The sequence below is a fragment of the Nocardiopsis sp. iso_40 genome (assembly GCF_056173285.1).
Map to the genome: position 1 here is coordinate 5,169,997 of NZ_CM149666.1, position 15,425 is coordinate 5,185,421.

The 15,425-nt window shown below is 66.2% G+C and carries 14 protein-coding genes; 12 read left to right on the top strand and 2 right to left on the bottom strand.

Annotated features, from left to right (window positions below):
• Nucleotides 1-619 precede the first annotated feature (619 nt).
• The 11 genes from AC0VYD_RS22350 to AC0VYD_RS22400 all read left to right on the top strand — a co-directional run bounded on the left by AC0VYD_RS22350 (nucleotide 620) and on the right by AC0VYD_RS22400 (nucleotide 13,530).
• The gene (locus AC0VYD_RS22350) at nucleotides 620-1,342 is read left to right on the top strand and encodes a GNAT family N-acetyltransferase (RefSeq protein WP_475477355.1); all 723 of its coding nucleotides are present in this window, start codon (nucleotides 620-622) and stop codon (nucleotides 1,340-1,342) included.
• A 40-nt stretch (nucleotides 1,343-1,382) separates the two neighbouring features.
• Entirely contained in the window at nucleotides 1,383-3,992 is a 2,610-nt protein-coding gene (gene lanKC / locus AC0VYD_RS22355; protein ID WP_475477356.1) for a class III lanthionine synthetase LanKC, read from the top strand.
• Nucleotides 3,989-4,135: a hypothetical protein gene (locus AC0VYD_RS22360; RefSeq protein WP_475477357.1), complete on the top strand. Its 147-nt coding sequence runs from the start codon at nucleotides 3,989-3,991 to the stop codon at nucleotides 4,133-4,135. Before lanKC ends, AC0VYD_RS22360 begins: the two co-directional genes overlap by 4 nt.
• A 195-nt stretch (nucleotides 4,136-4,330) precedes the next feature.
• Nucleotides 4,331-5,890, top strand: coding sequence for an MFS transporter (locus tag AC0VYD_RS22365; protein WP_475477358.1), 1,560 nt, complete (start codon nucleotides 4,331-4,333; stop codon nucleotides 5,888-5,890).
• On the top strand, nucleotides 5,883-6,872 hold the full coding sequence (locus AC0VYD_RS22370; protein ID WP_475477359.1) for a hypothetical protein: 990 nt from the start codon (nucleotides 5,883-5,885) through the stop codon (nucleotides 6,870-6,872). The genes AC0VYD_RS22365 and AC0VYD_RS22370 overlap by 8 nt, the downstream gene beginning before the upstream one ends.
• Before the next feature lie 44 nt (nucleotides 6,873-6,916).
• The gene (gene fabI / locus AC0VYD_RS22375) at nucleotides 6,917-7,792 is read left to right on the top strand and encodes an enoyl-ACP reductase FabI (protein ID WP_475477360.1); all 876 of its coding nucleotides are present in this window, start codon (nucleotides 6,917-6,919) and stop codon (nucleotides 7,790-7,792) included.
• Nucleotides 7,789-8,040, top strand: coding sequence for an acyl carrier protein (locus AC0VYD_RS22380; RefSeq protein WP_475477361.1), 252 nt, complete (start codon nucleotides 7,789-7,791; stop codon nucleotides 8,038-8,040). The genes fabI and AC0VYD_RS22380 overlap by 4 nt, the downstream gene beginning before the upstream one ends.
• Nucleotides 8,041-8,090: 50 nt before the next feature.
• Entirely contained in the window at nucleotides 8,091-9,443 is a 1,353-nt protein-coding gene (locus AC0VYD_RS22385; RefSeq protein WP_475477362.1) for a sensor histidine kinase, read from the top strand.
• Nucleotides 9,440-10,156, top strand: a complete 717-nt coding sequence (locus AC0VYD_RS22390; protein WP_475477363.1) for a response regulator — start codon at nucleotides 9,440-9,442, stop codon at nucleotides 10,154-10,156. The genes AC0VYD_RS22385 and AC0VYD_RS22390 overlap by 4 nt, the downstream gene beginning before the upstream one ends.
• 205 nt (nucleotides 10,157-10,361) lie before the next feature.
• Complete coding sequence (locus AC0VYD_RS22395) at nucleotides 10,362-12,578, top strand: hypothetical protein (RefSeq protein ID WP_475480341.1); 2,217 nt, start codon at nucleotides 10,362-10,364, stop codon at nucleotides 12,576-12,578.
• A 595-nt stretch (nucleotides 12,579-13,173) separates the two neighbouring features.
• Nucleotides 13,174-13,530 carry an STAS domain-containing protein gene (locus AC0VYD_RS22400; protein WP_475477364.1) on the top strand — a complete coding sequence of 119 codons (357 nt, stop codon included), beginning with the start codon at nucleotides 13,174-13,176 and terminating at the stop codon, nucleotides 13,528-13,530.
• Nucleotides 13,531-13,632: 102 nt separating this feature from the next.
• Here AC0VYD_RS22400 and AC0VYD_RS22405 read toward each other — a convergent pair whose 3' ends face one another.
• The gene (locus AC0VYD_RS22405; protein WP_475480342.1) at nucleotides 13,633-14,328 is read right to left on the bottom strand and encodes a M50 family metallopeptidase; all 696 of its coding nucleotides are present in this window, start codon (nucleotides 14,326-14,328) and stop codon (nucleotides 13,633-13,635) included.
• Between the two features lie 274 nt (nucleotides 14,329-14,602).
• On the opposite strand from AC0VYD_RS22405, the gene AC0VYD_RS22410 reads away from it, so the two are divergent.
• On the top strand, nucleotides 14,603-14,824 hold the full coding sequence (locus AC0VYD_RS22410; protein WP_475477365.1) for a hypothetical protein: 222 nt from the start codon (nucleotides 14,603-14,605) through the stop codon (nucleotides 14,822-14,824).
• A gap of 101 nt (nucleotides 14,825-14,925) precedes the next feature.
• Here the strand turns inward: AC0VYD_RS22410 and AC0VYD_RS22415 are convergent, their stop codons facing one another.
• Complete coding sequence (locus tag AC0VYD_RS22415; RefSeq protein WP_475477366.1) at nucleotides 14,926-15,369, bottom strand: SRPBCC family protein; 444 nt, start codon at nucleotides 15,367-15,369, stop codon at nucleotides 14,926-14,928.
• Nucleotides 15,370-15,425 lie beyond the last annotated feature (56 nt).

The window sequence follows — 15,425 nt, forward strand, 5'->3', positions numbered from 1 at the left end:
GGCCCGGAAGGGTCTTTGAGTCCTCTCGTCAACGAAGTCTGCGGTCCAGGAAGGCAAGCCCTACCCGGGACGGATATTTCTCAGCATCCAGATACAACTTTTGTATGACCTGACGACCTCAGATCCCCCTCGCGTACATCCAACGAACTACGGCTGGGCCTGTAGGCCAAGCAAGGGAACTTTGCCTCCCCAACAAATCCGAATATCCCAATCCACCTTTTCATGTTCCCTGACAAGAAGCGTGATAATGCCGCCACACTCAGCAACAAATCCGCCAAACACGAGGAAATGAACCCGTCTTTCCCCAGAAAGCAGGCCCACGCGCCAGACTTTTTCAAGCGCGTGAACAGCACAGATACCAACTTCTCCGCACCGAGCAAGGAACAACGGAAGAAGCGAGCTTGCGCCCGAGCTCCCCTTCCCTATAGATTCCGACCTGCCAAGGCTGGGAAGATGGTCAGGCCAGACCTTCCCCACAGTGGTGAGCATGGCTTGTTCCGCAGCAGAACCTAGCCCCAAACCAGAGAGATCACCATTAGTTCATTATTGAACTAATGGCACCTGCGCCCCCTGCGGACACACACGAAACCATCGACCTTACTTGAGGCTGGCTGCAAACATGAATGAAACTCAGGTTCACCTGGAGAGCAACCAGAGACGAAGCTTCAACACGATCCTGCAGGGCGAACTGGTTTCCCTCGCCTGGCCTGGTGAACGCGACTACGCCACGATCGAGCACTGGCTCACCCCGACGAGTCACGCGGCGGTGCTGACCGGGGATACCTCGGAGGTGGTCACGGTCGACACCATCAGGAAGACCAACACCTCAGGTCGAGCACGCTTCTACATGATCGTGACCAACGCCGGCGAGGCGGTCGGCGTCGTCAACCACCGACAGGTGGGCGGCATCGGGAACTACGCCATCGGGGTGGCCGTCGGACCGAACGAGCTCTGGGACAAGGGCTACGGATTCGAGGGGAGCGCGCTTGTCGTGGAGCACCTCTTCCAGAACCTCAACGCCAACCGGGTCCAGTTCCAGGTCGCGATGTTCAACAAGCGAATGATCTCCATGGCGACGCGTGGCGGATTCATTCTGGACGGCGTCCTTCGCGATTACTACTTCCTTGACGGGGAGTACCATGACGCGACAATCTGGTCCATCCTTCGCAAAGAGTTCTACGAACAGGCTGAAAAAGAAGGCAATCAGAACATGCCCCCCGTCATCAATCTCATCCCCGAACGAGAGAAAAAAGCTGCTCGAAATATTTTTAAAAGCTATCTCGAATCCCTACCGATAACTTCGTTTTCCGAGTTTCCAGAGAGAGTGCGGACCTCACTCTAGGCAAAACATTCGACCACGAGCGAAGGCAGACCCGTAGACCATGAGCGCACATTCGGCACTTTACACCCTCCCCGGATCGGCCTTCTTTGAATCCCCCACCTACTGGGAGTACGAAGAGTCCGAGTTCGCCCTTGCCGCAAAAAATGCTCCAGCGGGATGGTCGAAGGCCGTGAAGGACGTGTGGCAACATCTCACTCCGAGTGGTTCCACCCTGCCCGACCAGGGCTGGAAGGTGCACGTCTCCGCCACAACAGGGAATGCCGAAGAAGTTCTCGATATCGTCTACAACTTTTGCCTTAGTGAAAAAGTAGCATTCAAGTTTCTGCGCACCAGACGACTTGTTGAGTCCCTGAGCATGAAGTATGCTCCCAGGTCAGCCAGTGGAAAGTTCATCGCGATCTACCCGGTCGGCGAGGAAAAGCTTCTGAAGACCCTGACCGCTCTCGGGGAGAGCCTCCGGGAATTCGAGGGACCCTACATTCTCAGTGATGTGCGCTGGGGGACCTCCCCTGTGTTCTTTCGCTACGGCGGCTTCACCTTGAAGTGGTCCTGGACCCCAGAGGGGAATCGTGTGCCCGCCCTGAACGCGCCGGACGGCACGCTCGTCCCCGACTCACGGAAACCGGGAGCCCGTCCGCCCTCCTGGGTGACCCCGCCCGATTTCCTGCGCCCGCACCTGGCCGGTCGTGACACCGGCGAGGGCGAGTTCCCCTACAAGGTCTCCCAGGCCCTGCACTTCTCCAATGCCGGAGGCGTCTACCTCGCCGCCCCCGCCGCCGGCGGCGCCTCAGTGGCCCTCAAGGAAGCCCGGCCGTACGCCGGTGTGGACCGCGACGGACGGGACGCCCGGGCACGTCTGTCCTGGGAGGCCGAAGTCCTGGAAAGTGTCGGTGACCTACCCGGATTTCCGGGGAATCTCGGTGGCTTCCGGTTCTGGGAACACGAGTTCCTCGTGATGGAGCACATGCGGGGAGAGACGCTCCAGACCTGGCTGGTCAGGAATCACCCTCTGCTGAACTGGCGCGACAGCCCATCAGCGCGCGTGGAGTACGTCCAGCGTGCCGAAACGCTGTGGCTGCGTGTACGGGAGCGTGTGGAGGAACTGCACGCACGCGGGTTCGTCTTCGGTGACCTTCACCCGGCCAACATCCTGGTCGACGACGAGGAGAACGTCTCCCTCGTGGACTTCGAGGCCGCTTCCCGGGCCGAGGAGTCGGAGGCCCAGATCATGGGCTATCCGGGCTTCCTCTCACGGTCCGCGAGGGGAACCGGGATCGACGGGTACGCGCTGGCCGTCCTGCGCCTCTGGCTGTTTCTCCCGGTGGTCACCGTGCTCGACGTCGCACCGGACAAGGCCGGGTCCCTGGTCTCGGAGGCCACCCGCCTCTTCGGTCTTCCCCCGGCCTTCTCCGACACGCTCCGCACCGCGTTCCGTTCCGCAGAAGACCGCCCCGAACACCGCGCGGGAGAACGGGTCGCCACGTACCCCCGGACCTCGATCCCCATCGAAGGCGCGGACTGGGACGGGGTGCGAACGTCGCTGTGCTCCGCGATTCAGGCCTCCGCCACCCCGGACCGCACCGATCGACTCTTTCCAGGTCATTTTCGACAGTTCAACGCCGAGCCCGGTTGCTTCGCCTACGACGCCGCGGGGGTTCTCTGGGCCCAGTCAGTAACCGGGACCTCACCCGATCCCGAACACGTCCAGTGGCTCGTGGATCGCGCGAACGAACCGACTGACCGGCCGGGCTTCTACGACGGTGCCCACGGGATCGCTTTCGCACTCGACCACCTCGGCCACAGGTCCACCGCGGAACAGGTCATCGACCGGTGCACCGGGGACGTCGACGAGATGACCGACGTGACCTTGTTCAGCGGTCTGGCGGGTGTCGGGCTCAACCTGTTCCACCTCTCCGGCGGAGAACCCGATCACCCCCACACGAGGCGGGCGCGCGAGATCGCTGCGCGGGTCTCGGAACAACTGACCACCGCGGAGCGAGCGGAAGTCGGCCATCACCGGCTACCGGACAGTCCCTGCGGGCCCACCGGGCTGTTCCGCGGTTGGTCCGGCCCCGCGCTCCTCCTACTGCGCCTCCACCAGGTCACCGGTGAGAGCGAGTACCTTCGGCAGGCCCTGCGTGCGCTGTACCTGGACCTCGACAACTGTTCGACCACCCTGGACGGAACATTGCAGGCGGGTACGGGCGGGGTTCGGCGACCGTACCTGGAATCCGGTTCGGCCGGCATCGCTCTGGTGGTGCGGGAGGTCCTGCGGCACATCGACGATCACCGTCTGAGTGAAGCCCTGCCCTCCCTGGTGCGCGCCTGCCGCAGCCCCCTGGTGGTCGATGCGCCGCTGCTCAACGGACGGGCGGGCCTGATCGCGGTGTCGCACGAGTTCCGGGACGGGTTCGGCGCGACCGATGTTGTGCGCGAACACCTGTCGCACCTGCACTGGCACGCCCTGTCCTACGACGGCCACCTGGCCTTTCCCGGAGACGGAGGGGTTCGACTGTCCATGGACCTCGCCTCGGGAAACGCCGGAGTACTGCTGGCCCTGTCCTACGTCAGGGGCATGAACCACCATCCCCTGCTGCCCTTCCTGGGCACCCCCAGAGCTCCCGGACCATTCCGGGTGAGTGAGCCATGAACACATGGTGCGCTCGGCCTCACGGCCACACAACACATCAAGAGAAGAAGGAGATCCACATGAGCATCCTCGACCTCCAGGAGCTGCCCACCCCGACCACCGAGGCGGAGATGCTGGTCAGCAGCGCCAGCAACCACTGCTAGTTCGGGAACGTGTTCCTCTGGACGCGTTCCGGTGCGTCCAACGGAACACCACCTGGGTCACGGAACGCGAAGGGTCGTCTGACTGACGGCCCCCGGTGAACCGTACGGGGGTGAGTGGTCGCCCTTAACGACCACTCACCCCTCGTACCGCACCGGAAGTTATCCGAGATCAGTATCCATAAGAAACCGGGAAACATGACCAGTCAACCTTCGTCCCGCGGTGAGGGACCGAACTCGACCGACGCCCGGAGGGTCTTTCCGTCGGTGGCCTTTGCCCACGGCCCCGCCGACGTTCTCGAATTTCTGCTGCCCCTCTGGGCCGGCGCGGCGCTGGCTGCCACACCCGCTCAGACGGGATGGCTGGTCGCCGCCGCCTCCGGGGCCGCGGTCATCGCACGGCCTCTGGCGGCTCGTGCGGTCGACCGGGGGCGCCGGCTGGGTTGGGCGGCACTGGGATCGACGTGCTTCACCGTCTCACTGCTCGGATACGCCCTGTCGGAAGCGATGTGGATGGCCTTCGTCGCCACCGTGGTGTGCGGTGTCGGCAACGCGTTCTTCTGGATCGCCGTTCGTAGCTGGGTGGGGACCTCGTCTTCGAACTCCATCAGCGCCTACGGCAGGTTGCTCCGGTACGAGGGACAGGGTTCCCTCGCCGCTTACGTCATGTGCTTCGTCCTGCTCGGACAGATCGGATACAGCTATGTCTTCGCACTCGGCGCCCTGTCCTGCCTGGCGGCGACGGTCCTGCTCCTGAAAGCCTCCTCGCGTGAGGGCGAACCAGCGTTTCCCGAAAGAGAACAGGCCGATACCCCGCTGAAGAGGACGTTCCCGTTCCTCACCCTGTGCGCGGTGACGGCGGCGGTCGAATCCGGTATTGCCCTGGTGCTACTCATCCACCTTCAGCAGGGCCTGGGTTTCACCGTGTACGAGGTGGCGTACGTGCTCGCCCCGGGGTTCCTCGTCTTCATCCTCGTTCCGGCCAAGGCCGAAGCGGTGACCAGACGTACAGGGGTGGCCGGAACGATCACGCTCACCCTGGCGATGAGCGCACTCCTCGGGTGGGCCCTGGTGTTCTCCCCGTCCCCCCTGGTCATCGCTGTGCTCTGGGCGGCGTACTGCGCCTGTCTGGGGTTGGCTATTCCAACGGAGCAAGCTGTCGTGTCCGGCACCAGCGGGCGCCGCATCGGCAGGGGGATGAGCCGCTACGAGAACTCCCAGCTCGTCGGTGCCGCGGTGGGGTCGGCCGCGTTCGGAGCCATGTACGGCGCGAACGGTCTCCCCATGAGCGGTCTTGTCGCGGGAACGGCTCTCGCGCTCTGTGCCCTGAGCGCACCTTACCTCCTAAAGCGCCTTCCCCGAGAAGTGCTCGAAGGAATGGCTCCCAAAAGAACCCTCGCCCAGAAAACGCGCAGGTCCGCCTACCGAGACACCAGCACGCAAACCTCCCCCACCCATGAGACAACGGACTCCCGGAAAAGATCGGCCAGGGATAACTTGAAAGACTACGCCCACGCCCGCAAAACCCGTGTGCACTGGCTCCAACACCTCGTGTTGTTCGCTGTGGGACAAGCGATCCTGTGGTTCTTCGATCTCTCTGCCCTTGCGGAGTACCTAACCGGAGAGGACGCCTCCGGCACTCCTCACATCCTGGTCACCCTGGGACGCCTCTGGATCATTGTTTTCGCAGTGGACACCGTCTGGTCATGGTACTTTACGTTCTTCCCGCGCGAGGTTCGGAATGAGAAGAGTGAATAATGCACCCTCCCGTGCTTCCGGAGCTCCCGGAAACAGGCAAGCTCTCTTTTTTCCCGGACTGGTCCCCTCCCGGTACTCGGCCGTAGCCGACTATGTCACGAACGACCCGTTCGCCCGCCGCCGCTTCGCCGAATTCAGCGAACTCCTCGGTTACCCCCTGGTGGATGCCTACCGGGAGGCGGAGATCTACGACTGGGAGACCTACGAGGCCGGGCACATCGCCATCTGCCTCGCTCTGGCGGACTTCGCCGTCGAGAGGCAGGGACTCCATCCCGGAACCGTGATCGGCCAGAGCTTCGGATCGTTCGTGGCAGCCATGTTCACTGGGGTGCTGAGCAGTGAGGACATGGTCCTTCTCGTGAAGGAGAGCACCCGTGTGGAGCTCGACTACTTCGAGAACCTGCCCCGACCGGTGGGATGCCTGTTCCTCTACAGGACCACGTCGGAGCAGCTGGCCCGACTGGTCCGGGAGGGGGCTGACGGTACTGACGACAGCTGGCTGGAGGTGTCCATCGACATGGACACCACGGTGCATGCCGTCTCCGGAACCCTTCCCGAGCTGCAAAGGCTTGAAAACCAGGTCAAGGAATCGGGCGGCTTCCCCTTCTACACGATGAACCGGGCCGAACACTGCTCCCGCGTGGCAGAACTTTGCAGGCGCCTGGACACCGAGGTCTACGAAAATCTGGAATGGCGTGACGCCGCCGTGCCGATGCTATCCGACGTCGATGGCAAGCTGCGTTGGGACGGCACCGAGATCAGAGAGGACCTGCTCAACGGCTGGGTGACCCCGGTCCGCTGGAACACCATCACCGACGGACTGCGTTCGGCGAACATCGAGAGGGTCCATATCCTCGGCCCGAGAAACTTCTTCTCCCGCATTACGGACAAGTACGCCACCACTTCGGTGATTTCCCCCAAAGCCGTCATGCATTTCAATAGCGAGAACTCCCACGAGGCGCACGGCGCCAACAGGAAATAACCGACCCGCACAGGCATGCCGCAGACCGGAAGGTAAATGATGGCATGAGATTACTGGAATCGAAAACCATTGTTGTCACCGGTGTACTGACCCGGTCCTCCATCGCCTACCACGTCGCCCGGATGGCACAGGCCGAAGGCGCGGAGGTCATACTGACCGGCTACGGTCGGCTCTCACTCGTGCGACGCGTCGCCAAGAGCTTCGATCGGCCACCGGCCGTGGTGGAACTCGACGTCACCTCGCCCGAGCACATCGCGACGCTCGCCGAACGGGTGGGCGAACACGTCGACCAGGTCGACGGACTCCTCCACTCCGTGGCCTTCGCTCCCCCCGAGGCACTCGGCGGGAAATTTCTCACCACGGACTGGGCAGATGCCTCCACGGCCTTCCACACCTCGGCGTTCTCGCTCCAATCCGTCACCACGGCGCTCCTGCCCCTGTTCCGCCCCCGGGGATCAGTGGTCGGGCTGGACTTCGACGCCACCCGCGTGTGGTCCGGCTATGACTGGATGGGTGTGGCCAAAGCCGGACTGGAGGCCTGTTCCCGTTACCTGGCTTCCTACCTCGGCCCTCGCGGAATCCGATCCAACCTCGTCGCCTCCGGACCGCTCAGAACGGTCGCGGCCGCCAACATCGAAAACAGGGGCACCGCGGCGGAATTCGCCGAGAAGTGGGATGCGCAGGCTCCTCTCGGATGGGACACCGCCGACGCGGAACCGGTCGCCCGGGCCTGTGTGGTCCTCCTGTCCGACCTACTGCCCGCCACCACCGGCCACATCCTGCACGTCGACGGAGGCGCGCACATGATCGGTGACCGGTCGGCCGCCCCGACATCCGATGCCATCAGCGTGCCTGCGACAAGAACAGCCACACCGAACAACCCGTTCACCACCCAGAAAGAAGTGGAGCCCACAAAATGACCGTTTTCACTCAAGAGCGCATCCAGTCCGAACTCTTCGAGATCGTCAACGAGGTGACTGGAATTCCCCTCGAGGAGATCGAGCCGGACAAGCTGATCGCCGATGACCTGGACATCGACTCGCTCTCACTGGTTGAGATCATGGTGTCCGCCGAGGAGCATTTCGGCGCCACTCTTCCAGAGGAGGAGATGGTCGAGTTCAAGACCATCAAGGACGTTGTCGCCTTCATCAGTGCCAGATCCTCCTGAAACACCGATCCGCTGCCAGGGATCCGGAGCCCGCTAAGGTCGGGTAGTGGGTGAGGGCCACCGACGATCACGCACAACTTCGCGCGACGCCGCACACAATGACGAAGGCAGGCGTAACCATGCGTTCTCTCTGGGTTGCCAGGAGCCTGGAGCAGTCGATCTTTCGGGAAACGCCACACCTGCCCTCGGCGTTGTGGTCCGTCACCCACTTCGGCCTCGGGTTGCTGCTCTGGCAGGCGGATATGTTCCTGGTGGAACCGATGGTCGACAAACAATGGCTTCTGGTCACTCTCGCCCTTGTCTGTGTCGCCATCGCCTTCCGGCGGGTCCTCCCCGGGGTCGCTGTGACCGTCGGAGGGGCCGCGGTCGCGGTCGATGTGGTCCTCGGAGCTTCCCTGTGGCTTCTCATCGCCCTCGGCGACCTCCTCTACGCCTCGATGGTGTGGGGAGGTCGCCGTCTCGCCCACACGATGCTGGGAATGACCGTGATCGGCCACGCTCTTCTCTTCGTACTTTTCCTCTACGCGTTGAGCCACGGGCTGTTCGCCCGGGGTGTCGCGGAGCTGGTCCAGCTCACGGCGCTCTGTCTCATGGTGTTCCTCACTCCGGTCCTGACCGGGATGACGGTCCGCGAGCACCGGGAGAAGGCCCGCATCGACCGCGAACGCGCCGAGCGTGTCGAGAAGCTCGCCGAGTTGGACCGGGCCAAAGCGGTGGCGGTTGAGCGCGGACGAATGGCCCGAGAACTGCACGACGTCGTCGCCAACCACCTGAGTGCGGTCGCGATCCAGTCCACCGCAGCCCTGGCGGCACGCGAACTCGACCCGGTCAAGGCTCGACGCATTCTCGAAGTGGTACGCGACAGCAGTGTCCAGGGGCTGGATGAGATGCGACGCATGATCCACCTCCTTCGATCGGACACCGACTCCGCCGACAGCGACATGACCCTGCCGGGCCTCAGCGGAGTGAACCTCCTGTTGTCGAGGGCACGACAGGCGGGGCTGGAGGTGAGGTTCACCGAGCGCGGCGAGTCCGCCCGTCTACCGACCAAGGTTGACGCGGCCGCTTACCGCATTCTCCAGGAGGCCCTGACCAACGCCCTCCGGTACGCGTCTCCTCCGCGGGCCGACGTGCTCCTCCTCCACCCCTGCACAGGAACTTCCCCGGAGTGTCCTTCGCTCTCGTTGGAGGTGGTCAATCCGGCCGCGGGATCCAGGACCCCCTGGGACTCCGACCTGGGTTCGTCCATGGGTTTGACAGGAATGCGGGAACGCGCGCTCCTGCTCGGCGGGAAGTTCGAAGCTGGCCCGGTGAACGGTGGGCGCTGGCGAATACACGTCCTCCTACCCGTCGGTGAGGACTCCGATACCGAGAAGATCACTTCTGAGGAAATAGAACGATGATTCGTGTTGTGGTGGCCGAGGATCAGTGGGCGGTCAGGGCCGGGCTGGTGATGATCCTCGATTCGGAACCCGATATTTCGGTGGTGGCCGAAGCCTCGGACGGAGCGGAGGCTATCGCGACGACGCTGGAAACCCGTCCCGACGTCCTGCTCATGGACATTCGCATGCCGCGCAAGGACGGGATCACGGCCACTCGGGAGCTCGTCGCATCGGAAGGACTGGAGACGGACATCCTCATCCTGACCACCTTCGAGATCGATGAGTACGTCTTCGGTGCGCTGCGTGCCGGGGCGGTGGGGTTCCTGCTGAAGAACATCGAGGCCTCCGACCTGCTCGAAGCCGTGCGTACGGTCGCGCGAGGCGAGGGAATCATCGCGCCGTCCGTCATTCGGCGGTTGATCTCCAAGTTCGCCTCCGTCTCCGAGGGGCCTGAGGAGTCGGACATCGGTCGCATGTTCCAGAGTCGGAGCGTCAAGGCTGGTCGGAGCACCCCCGACCCCAGGACCAAGCCCTCCTTGGAGAGTCTGACGCCCCGGGAAGTGGAGGTACTGAAATGCCTCGGGCAGGGGCTGTCGAACCGGGACATCGCACGCCGCCTGAGCATCGCGGAAGCGACCACGAAGACCCACGTCAGCCGACTCCTCGTCAAACTGGACCTGCGCAGCCGGGTCCAGGCGGCGATCCTCGCCCAGGAGAACCGACTCGTCGACTGAGTGCTCCCGGTCACCCGTCTCCGCCCGGAATCGCCGTTTTCCCCGCTCAGCGCCGCTTGATCACTAGTGTGGTCGACCAGTGACAGTGAGGTGATCGCGCGATCGGGGGACCGCCATGGCACCGGGCCAAGGACTCGGCGTGCAATCGGAAGGACGCTCGGACCAACGCCCGCGACGGCGCCCGGGAGTGCGCCTGTACGCGCTCCTGCTGGCGGCCGCGGTCCTGGTGTGCACGGCCCCCGCCGCGGCGGGGGCCGCGAGCGCGCCCGGGGCCGACCCCGACATCACCCGTTCGGGCCCCGTGGTCCTGGTGGGCGTCCCCGGCCTGCTGTGGGAGGACGTCACCCCCGAGCGCACGCCCGCCCTGTGGGAGCTGGCCGAGGTCGGCGCGATCGGCAACGTGTCGATCCGCACCGCCACCTCCCGCACCTGCCCCACGGACGGCTGGCTCTCGGTCTCCGCCGGGCAGCGCGCCCTGGCCGAGCGCGACCGCTTCACCGTTTGCGAAGCGGCTCCGGAGCCGGTCGTGGACGGCTCGGGGGCGGCCGTGCCCGGGTACGGGTCCTACATCGAGCAGAACGCGGGGGCGCCCTTCGCCGCGCCGGTCGGCATGCTCGGCCAGACCGTGCGCGACCGGGGCGGCCTCACCATGGCCGCCGGCCCGGGCGCCGCGCTGGGAGCCGCCGACGAGTCGGGCAGGGTCGACCACTACGTGGACACCGTGCGCGAGCTCACCCCGGAACGGCTCCGAGGCGTGTCCCTGGCCGTGGTCGAACTGCCCGAACTCACCCGCCTGTACCCCGAACTCCCGGCCGGGCAGGGGGCGGACGGGCGGGGGCCCGCCGAACCCGACCCCGACGAACCCGATCCCGACATGCCCGAATGGGAGCGTAACGAGGCCCTGGAGAGGATCGACTCCCGGCTGGCCGCCCTCACCGGGCTCCTGCCGGACGGCGCCTCCCTGACGGTGGTCGGGGTCGCCATGGACACCGGACCGTCACAGTTGACCGTGGCGATGAGCGGGAAGAAGGCCGACGGGGAGGTGACGGGCCCCGGAGCGTACCTGGCCTCGGAGTCGACCCGGCGCCCCGGTCTGGTGGCGCTGACCGACACGAGTGCGACCGTGCTGGCCGCCCTGGGCGTGCGTCCGGCCGAGCCCACCGGAGGCCGGGTCTGGCAGTTGGGCGAACGCCCGGGGGACACCGGGGAGGCCGTCGACCGGCTGGTGGCCTTCAACACCGCCGCCGTGGTCGTGGGTTCCGCCGTCCCCGGGTTCTTCAGCGGCCTGGTCGCACTCCAACTGCTCATCTACGCGGCGGCCGCCTACGCACTGCACCGGTACTCCGACTGCGAGCGGGGGAAACGGGCCCTGGTGCTGTCGGTGACCAGGGTCGTGGCCCTGGCGGGAGCGGCCTTCCCGGTGGCGAGCTATCTGGCCAACCTGATCCCGTGGTGGACGGCGGCCACCCCGCCGCTGGCGCTGTTGGCCTCGGTGCTGGCCGCGAACGCCCTGGTGGTGGTCCTGGCCGTCGCGGGCCCGTGGCGCAGGAGCATCCTCGGCCCGATGACGGTGGTGGCCGGCGCGACCACCGTCGTACTCTTCCTCGACCTCTGCTTCGGCGCGAACCTCCAGATGAACTCGCCCACCGGGTACTCGCCGATCGTGGCCGGCCGGTTCTACGGGATCGGCAACATCGCCTTCGCCACCTTCGCGACCGGCATGCTCATGGCGGTCGCGGGCGTCGCCCACGTGCTGATCTCCCGGGGCAGACGGCGCGCGGCGGTCGTCACGGCCCTGGCGGTCGGGGCGGCCTCGGTGCTGATCGTCGGCTGGCCGGGGCTGGGCACCGACTTCGGCGGGGTCATCGCCCTGATCCCCGGGCTGGCGGTGACCACCATGATGATCGCGGGGGCGCGGATCACCCCGGCGCGTCTGGCCGTGGTGGGCGTGTTCGCGGTGACGGCCATCTCCCTGCTGGCCTGGATGGACTACCTGAGGCCGGTGGCGGACCGGAGCCACTTCGGCGCGTTCGCGACCCAGGTGGTGAACGGGGAGGCCGGGACCGTGCTGGCCCGCAAACTGGGCGCGATGCTGGGAACCCTGGGCAACTGGCACCTGACCCTGTTGGCCGCCGGGGCCCTGCTGTTCCTCTTCGCCGTCCTCAACCGGCCGGGAAACTGGCGGATCGGGGCGCTCCAGCGAGCCTACGAGTACGCTCCGACCCTCCGCGCGGGTCTGACCGGATCCCTGGTGACCGCGCTGGTGGGCTTCGCCGCCAACGACTCGGGGGTGGCCATTCCCGCCCTGGCCCTGACCGTGGCGGTACCGCTCACCCTCTCCGCCTGTGTCTGGGCCCTCCAGCAGCACGACCAGGAGCCGGCTCCGGAGCCCGAACGGATCGGATGCACACAGCAGATGTGACCCCTACCTCACCACTCCCGGGAAAGGCAAGCCGCACGGGCACGACCCTGCGTCTCTCACGTCACGAAACGGCCACGGCGCTGTGGTAAAGTCCGAGGCTGGACGACCTCGGTGACTCAGAACCCGGTGCCGCGACAGGGCACACGGGAGGCCGAACCGGAGGGGACGACCGGCCCAGCCACACTCCCCGCCGACACCCACCGGGGAATGCCCGCCGCCGTAGGCGGGTTCTCACGAGCAGAGGGCCGGACACGGCACCCGAGCCTCCGGCGGAACCGCCGGGCGCGGAGGCAGCGCACTCCAGTCCCCGAACCCTCGAACGCCGTCATCATCGATGACACGCACAGCACCAGGAACTTTCGACGCAGTTCGGCGCGTTCCTCAAGGTGCCGTGCTTTTCCGAGCAAACCAGGCGAGAAAGGCGTTTCCTCCCCCGGTTTCCAGCCCGGGGCACCACGCAAGGAACTAGATGAACCATCAGCTTGGCTCACGCGGTAACGCAACCAACGCACCGGTCACCACGCGTCCCCGGTGGGGCGACGCGCGGCCTGCCTCGCCGACCCACCGGGCACGGCCCGAGTACGCCGGAGTCGCAATGCCCGACCTGACCATCTCCTCCACCCTGCACGAGTCCGGACACGTCCTGGCCCTGGACGGGGAGATCGACATGGCCACCGAGACCCGCTTCCAGGAGGCGGTCACGGAGGCGTTGACCACACAGCCCTTCGGCCGTGTCGTGCTGGACTGCTCCGATCTGCGGTTCATCGACTCCAGTGGGCTGCGCGTGCTCATCCGCGCGCTCAAGGCCGCCAAGGAGCAGCAGGCCCTCCTGGTGATCGCAGCGCCCGTGCCGCGGGTGGTACAGACCCTGCGTGTGACCGCGCTGGACACCCGGATCCCGGTGTACCCCTCGGTCGCCCAGGCGCTGGCCGCACCGCAGACCGCGAACTAGTCCCGGGCGGCACGCCCCGAGCAGTACACGAAGGCCCCGCGTCGGCACGCGGGGCCCGTCGTCGTGTCCGGGGCCGGTTCCGGGTCCGGCGGAGCTCCGGGGTCAGAAGAAGAGCATCCACACGCCCAGCACGGTGACGGCCGCGTTCACCAGCAGGAACACCATCACCCAGAAGGTGCCCGGCAGGCCGGTGAGGCGTGCCAGCTGGTCAGCGTCGGAGTGCGGTGAGGGGTTGCGCACGCGCTGCGACTGGAGCTCGATGACCGGGCGCACCCCGGCGAAGAGCAGGAACCAGATGAACAGGTAGGCGAAGGCCGCCTGGACCTCGTGCGGGGTGAACCAGCTGACGCCGAAGACCACCGCGCCGGTGACCACGATCGACAGCGCGCCGTAGAAGTTGCGGATCATCAGCAGCATGGCGGCGAGCACGACGATGCTCAACCACAGCAGCGCGGTGATGCGCCCCGACATCAGCATGAGGATGCCGAGCAGACCGATCACGGTCGGGGCGACGTATCCCGCGAAGACCGTGAGGATCATGCCGATGCCCGTGGGCCTGCCCCGGGAGACCGTCACACCGGACGTGTCCGAGTGCAACCGGATCCCGGTGAGCTGACGCCCGCTGAGCAGGGCGACGAGGGCGTGTCCGCCCTCGTGGGCGATGGTGACGACGTTGCGCGCCACCCGCCACGGCGGGCCCAGCAGGACGGCTGCCAGGGCGACCACCGCCGTTGTGACGACGATCCACTGCTCCGGGTCGGGTTGGACGGACAGCACGTCCTGCCACACGTCACCCAAGCTCGTTCCCACCACTGGACTCCCGACTCCCTGCGTCGACCGGACTGCCGTCAGCGGGCCCGCTCAGCCGGCACCGCGGCGTCCGGGAGGCGCGGAGAACACGGGCCCCTGCCGAACTTTAGGGCATTTCGGAGGGTGCCGTGTCGGGCGGTCGGCCGGGGTCCGATCCGAAAACTCTCCCCGTTTCGGAAGCGATGAACTGGCCAAACAAACCGACCCCACCTACAGTCACGACTGTAAGTAGCAATGTGACTACTAAGAGCAAGGATTTCGTGTGAAACGCTTCGCCGCTCTCAGCCTCATGACCCTGGCCACCGGCGCCGCCGTGGCCATGGCCGCCTCCCCCGCCGCCGCGGGCGGGGGGTACGAGGGCTACGACGGGTACGACCACGCCCACCGCGCCGTGGCCGAGCAGGGCCACGAGTACGGGTACGGCTACTGGCCCGAGAAGGACCGGGACACGGGTTGGAGCAGGGGCTACCACGGCTACTACTGACCTCCCGGCACCGGGCCCGTCCGCGGGGTCGGCCGGAGACATCCGGGCCCCGGTCGCACGACCGGGGCCCGGACGCATCGGGGCGACCGGTGCGGGCGCCGTCAGGCCGTCTCGGCCTCCGCCGCCGCCCGGAGGCGCTCCAGCGTCCGCTCGATGCCCCGGGCGTTGCGCGCCGGAGCACCGCTCAGCACGTAGAGGGCCGCCTGCCCCCGCGAGTAGTCGAAGGTCTCGGTGACGAGGGTCCCTCCCCCGGCCAGCTCCTCGAACTCGTAACGCCAGCGGTGCGACCCGACGTGCCGCCAGGCGATGAGCCGCCCCTCCTCGAACTCCACCACCCGGTTGGTCATCCGGTAGGGAAGCCCGAACATCCTCATGTCCATACCGAACTCGGAGCCCAGCTCCAACCTCTCCGGGCCGAAGTGCGCCTGCTGGACGGTGCCCGACCCGTCGAACACGGGGTGCTGGGAGGGCGCGGCGACGAGGTCGAAGATGCTCTTGGCCGGAGCGTCGACGACAACGCTCCGAGCCACCATGTGTTTGGCCATGACCGCATCATGTCACCGCTCCCCGCACCGCCCCCACCGGGGCCGACGGGCGCCTG